Origin of the sequence: Staphylococcus sp. HMSC34G04 (assembly GCF_001838765.1) — a bacterium.
GTDB classification, from domain to species: domain Bacteria; phylum Bacillota; class Bacilli; order Staphylococcales; family Staphylococcaceae; genus Staphylococcus; species Staphylococcus epidermidis.
Genome location: NZ_KV838748.1, coordinates 38,013 through 38,533 on the forward strand (window position 1 = coordinate 38,013; position 521 = coordinate 38,533).

Here is a 521-nt window from a genome sequence, read left to right on the forward strand (position 1 = left end):
AGGATTGTATGAAATGTCACCATCTTTATAATTTTTAATATCTTTAAAATTGCCATATTGTACAAAAAATTTAAAGTTTTCAATTTCTTTTTTTAATTTATCATTAGATATTGGTTTGGTTGGAATAATTTTATTATTTTTCATTTTTACAGGATATTTCTTTTTATTATTAATGGGTCTTCCTTTTCTATCCTTTTCTATTTCATTGACTATAAAATAGCCTTTTGATGTTCTAGTATTGCGATTGATAAAGAGAACCATCCCTCTAGATTCCATGTTTTTGCCTTTTGGTTCAATAACCATTTTAGAATGAACTATCCATGTTCCTTTGTCATCCTTATCAAACTCTTCATCTCGATAGCCCTCTTTATCATAAAAGTTTTCTAGATTTTTAGTGGGATACACGTTTAACATTTTATTAAAGTTTTGTTTGATTTCCGTTTCTTTACCATCGTCTTTATTCATAAATCCACATCCACCAATAAAAAACGTTATTAATAAAAAACTGATGCATAAAAGTA

Annotated in this window: 1 protein-coding gene; it reads right to left on the reverse strand. The window is 26.5% G+C overall.

The features are described from left to right. Nucleotides 1–521, reverse strand: a 521-nt coding sequence (locus HMPREF3241_RS12995; protein WP_176746665.1) for a tandem-type lipoprotein, incomplete at both ends; no start/stop codon positions are given.